Source organism: Helicobacter sp. MIT 14-3879 (genome assembly GCF_003364125.1).
Genome location: NZ_NXLP01000086.1, coordinates 1 through 4518, shown reverse-complemented (window position 1 = coordinate 4518; position 4518 = coordinate 1). Strand labels below are relative to the sequence as shown.

Genomic DNA, 4518 nt, shown 5'->3' with positions numbered 1-4518 from the left:
CATAAGAACCGTTATACTGGGCTTGTGCAAGTAGAAGGAAAATAAGCTTCTCATATTTATTAAAATTATTTCTTTCAAAGCATTGCAGTATTTTAAATTTCTTTTTATTTTTTGTGAGATTATCATGAATTGTACTTTCAAGCATAGCCAGATATTTATTGCAGGCTTTTGAGAGAATGTCATTAAGACTTAAGGATGGCGTTTTATTGCATTGTAGAATGAGATTAAGTCTATTCCATTCATCTTGTAAATATTCTAAAGCATTTTGATAATGTTTTGTTTTAATATCGCTGCGTAAAATTTGCCCATCTTCTAATAGCCTTAAAAGCACAGGACTAAGAGAGATATTCGTATTTCGTAATTCCAATGCACTCTCGATATTGTCTATGTAGCGAATCCATCCAAGCTGAATAAGATGTTTAATTTCTTTGAGGTAAGGCAAAATTTCAAATCCTCTTGCAGAATAAAAATTTTCTAAAAACGGCGCTACTTCTATTTCACTCTCTCCCTTTAAAAAGCAGTAAATAATTTCGCGCAATAGTCCTGCTTCATGTCTTGAGCAATTAAGAAGAGGAAATAAATTTGTCTTTTCTATTTTCTCTTGCGTAAAGAAATTAATGAGGAATTCCACTTGTATCCTTAAATTTTCAAATGGTCTTAATTGTATCGTTTTTATGCTTGAGTTTTACTAATGAATAGGCTTACAAAGAGAAAAATGATAGATTAGAAAAAGTAAAATATGTGATTATTACTTAAAGATTGAATCCATTTAAGATTAGGGTTAGAAATATGTTACTTGTGTTATAATAGCTTCACATACTAATTAAATTAATGCGTATAGGAGTTTTCAATGAATGAGGCAAATAAAAAAATAACAATTAATGATATTAAAGCAAAGAAAGGAAAAGAAAAAATAGTTGCTATTACGGCTTATGATGCGCTCATGGCGGGCATATTTGATGGTGAAGGAGATATTATCTTAGTGGGCGATAGCCTTAAAATGAGCTTTGGAGGGGAAAATGAGACACTTGGTGCGACAATGGAAGAAATGCTTTATCATACAAAGGCGGTTTGCAAAGGAGCAAGCAAAGCCTTTATTATTGCAGACATGCCTTTTGGAAGTTATAGCACAAAAGAAATGGCTTTGAAAAATGCTTTGAGATTCTATAAAGAGAGCAAGGCAGATGCTATTAAGTTGGAAGTAGGCTTAGATAAGGCGGAAATTGTACGCGCCTTGTGTAATGAGGGAATAGCGGTTATGGCACATATAGGGCTTATGCCCCAGTATGCACGTTTTGAGGGGGGATTTAAAGTAAAGGGTAAAATTGATTCTCAAATAAAAACGCTCTTAGATACTGCAGTTGCTATGCAGGAATCAGGAGCATTTGGAATCCTCTGTGAAGGCATAAAGAGTGAGATAGCAGAATCTATCACACAACGATTAAGTATTCCTACTATTGGGATAGGAGCAGGAGTAGCATGTGATGGGCAGATTCTTGTATGGAGTGATGTTTTTGGATTCTTTGATGCGTTTAAACCAAAATTTGTGCGCCGCTATTGTGATGGTAAGAAGTTGCTTAAGGAGGCAATTAAATCTTATGCAAGAGACATAAGGAATGAATCTTTTCCTAGCAGTCAGGAGAGCTATTGATAGCATGTTGGAGTTTGTGTGGATAAAATTTATGTCAATGTAGTTTGTGAAATCTAGTTCTATTTTAAAAAGATACAACAGGCAAGAAATACTTGTGAGATTCTTAAGGATTTTGGTGTAAAGATAAACTCTTATAAAGAGATAGACGCCATTAAATCATGACCTAATCTTTGCTATTTTTTGTCCATTGTTTTTGGCAATCTATGTTACATAGCACTAGCTATAAGGAATCATTATGAATACAGGCTTTCATACATCGCAAGATTACTCAAAAAAAGTTCAATTACTTTCTCCTGCAGGTACTCTAACCAAGTTAAAAATTGCTTTAAATTATGGCGCAGATGCGGTGTATGGAGGAGTTAGCCATTTTTCATTGCGCAATCGTGCAGGAAAAGACTTTAGTTACGAGGATTTTCATGAGGGTATTCAATATGCACATGATTTAGGTAAGAAAGTTTTTGTTACAATTAATGGGTTTCCTTTTAACTCTCAAATTGACCATCTTAAGAATCATATTGCTAAAATGCGTGATTGTAGCCCCGATGCTTTTATCGTAGCTACGCCCGGTGTTGTAAAATTAGCCCAACAAATTGCTCCAAAAATTCCCATTCATCTTTCTACACAGGCAAATGTGCTTAATGTCCTTGATGCGAGTGTCTATTTTGATATGGGGGTTAAACGTATCGTGGTTGCTAGAGAAATAAGCCTGAATGATTGCATAGAGATTAAAAGAGCATTGCCTGAACTAGAGATTGAGATATTTGTGCATGGAAGCATGTGTTTTGCTTTTTCTGGTCGTTGTCTTATTTCTGCCTTGCAGAATGGTCGTGTGCCTAATCGCGGGAGTTGTGCGAATGACTGCCGCTTTGATTATGAATATTATGTTAAGAATCCAGACAATGGCGTAATGATGAGGCTTGTGGAAGAGGAGAGCGTGGGTACGCATATTTTTAACGCCAAAGATTTGAATCTCGCAAGTCATTTATATGAAATTCTAGAGTCTCATGCAATAGACGCGCTAAAGATTGAGGGTCGCACAAAAAGCAGCTACTATGCAGGTATTACTACACGCACTTATCGACTTGTTATAGAAGATTATTATCAAAAAAGGTCACGTCCTCATCTGTATCAATATGAGCTTCATACCTTAAAAAATCGCGGATTCACTGATGGCTATATTATTCGCCGTCCCTTTCAAAAGTTAGATACACAAAATCATGCAAGTGCAATAAGTGAGGGGAGCTATCAGGTGTGTGGGGAGGTAGATGAAAGCGGGAAGTTCTTTTTTTGTAAGCATACCATTGTCAAGAATCAATGGCTAGAGATTATTGCACCTTTGCAGTATTATAAACATCATGATTTTAGCCTTGAGTTTCCTTTTCTTGATTCTGATTCTAATGAATCGACAATATCTCCCCCCAAAGAAGCTTTACAGTTTTCTCAAGAGTGCTGGAGAGAAGCTCCTAGCAAACTGTCCTTTGATACAGATTCTTTGGAATGTGATAATCAAGATTCTAAGTTACAAGAGATTGATGCAGAACAAAAGGAGATTCTACATGAGATGCAAAATGATTTGGGGCAAATTATCCATATTGCAGGAAGATATTATCTTAGATTTTTTAAAATTCTCACTATTAATGGTAAAGAATTAGATTCTATTCATAGCGGCAATACCAATCCTGTTATGTTGCCTGTCCCATTGCCATCCTTTAGCTTCTTGCGGATTAAAATAAGGACATAAAATTATAATTTATGAGAGAGTAATTTATCTGTTTGTGGAAACTTTTATAGAGTTTTGATATGAGGGAATATATTTTGCTTTATTCCTGCAATAAAGAGAGTTTTAAGGATAAGCTATGGTTGCAGAAATTAATCCCACAGGAGTTAATCTCACTTCACAGAGTACAAGTGATACTGCCAAATCAAAGCAAGACAAAGCAGATTCTTCATTTGCAGAGGCTTTAAGTAAATCCGATAATGCCTCTGTGCAGGCAAAGAAAACGGGTGCAGTAGATGTAGAAGAAACAAAAAGCTCTAATGCCAATAAAAACCAGAATAACAAAGACGTTAAAGCGGATTCCAATGAAGAAAAAAACACAAAAAGTGCCACTAAAATTGTTACAACAGATTCTAAAAAACAGCAAGAGACAAAACCCTTAGGCAGTTCTGCTCTAGTAAAAGCAAAGACAACTAAAGAAGCTAATGATTCTCAAGATTCTCCCCTTGCTAAAATACTCAATCAAGATTCCAATTCGCTTGAGGATATAGAAGGGGAGCTTGGCAATGAAGATAGAGAATCTCCCCAAGATGTATCCGATGATTTAACTTCTGATTTAATTTCAAGCGACAGCAAAATAAGCAACAATAATAAAACTATTAAGCCCAATACAGAGTCTAAAGAGATAAAACTGCCTAGTGGTGGTGCTACCAACTTAGATGGGGATATGACAGATATTGCAGAATCTGAAGATTCTTCAGAGGATATTGCTTCAGAATCTAGGGAAGCAAGAAAGCCAGATTCTAAAGGTAACCTAGAGGTAAAAACGCTCAATGATGTAAAAAAAGAAGCTCAAGCTAAGAGCCTTAATCTGCAAAAAATGGAGATTATACAAGATGGGCAAAAGACCAAAGTGGATCCAAGAGAATTAGTTGATAGAGATATTTTAGAGGGCAATAGAGAGAGATTAAGCGGCTCTTTGCAAAGCAGGGGAGCCGCAGTTGCAAATTCAATCTCTCAATCTGCTCAAGATATTTCTGCCCCAATGCTTGGAGGTCCAAAGCCAGAGTTAAGTCAGAAAGAGCAATTATTGGCAGAGTTACTCAATCGTTATGATGCAGCAGAAAATGCAAGACGGAAGGCTCAAAAT

2 protein-coding genes and 2 pseudogenes are annotated in these 4518 nt (G+C 35.9%); 3 read left to right on the top strand and 1 reads right to left on the bottom strand.

The genetic code is table 11. The features are described 5' to 3' along the window. Positions 1-631: pseudogene (locus CQA44_RS11275) on the bottom strand (AAA family ATPase); the annotation flags it as partial. Positions 632-850: 219 nt separating this feature from the next. On the opposite strand from CQA44_RS11275, the gene panB reads away from it, so the two are divergent. From panB to CQA44_RS11260, 3 genes and pseudogenes are all read left to right on the top strand, one after another. Beyond that, the gene (panB, locus tag CQA44_RS11270; RefSeq protein ID WP_115547318.1) at positions 851-1651 is read left to right on the top strand and encodes a 3-methyl-2-oxobutanoate hydroxymethyltransferase; all 801 of its coding nucleotides are present in this window, start codon (positions 851-853) and stop codon (positions 1649-1651) included. Between the two features lie 235 nt (positions 1652-1886). After that, positions 1887-3392, top strand: a complete 1506-nt coding sequence (locus CQA44_RS11265) for a peptidase U32 family protein (RefSeq protein ID WP_115547317.1) — start codon at positions 1887-1889, stop codon at positions 3390-3392. Positions 3393-3507: 115 nt separating this feature from the next. Further along, positions 3508-4518: pseudogene (locus CQA44_RS11260) on the top strand (hypothetical protein); the annotation flags it as partial.

Coding starts and splice junctions, on each gene's coding strand:
- panB (WP_115547318.1), top strand. CDS start 851: ATGAATGAGGCAAATAAAAAAATAACAATTAATGATATTAAAGCAAAG.
- CQA44_RS11265 (WP_115547317.1), top strand. CDS start 1,887: ATGAATACAGGCTTTCATACATCGCAAGATTACTCAAAAAAAGTTCAA.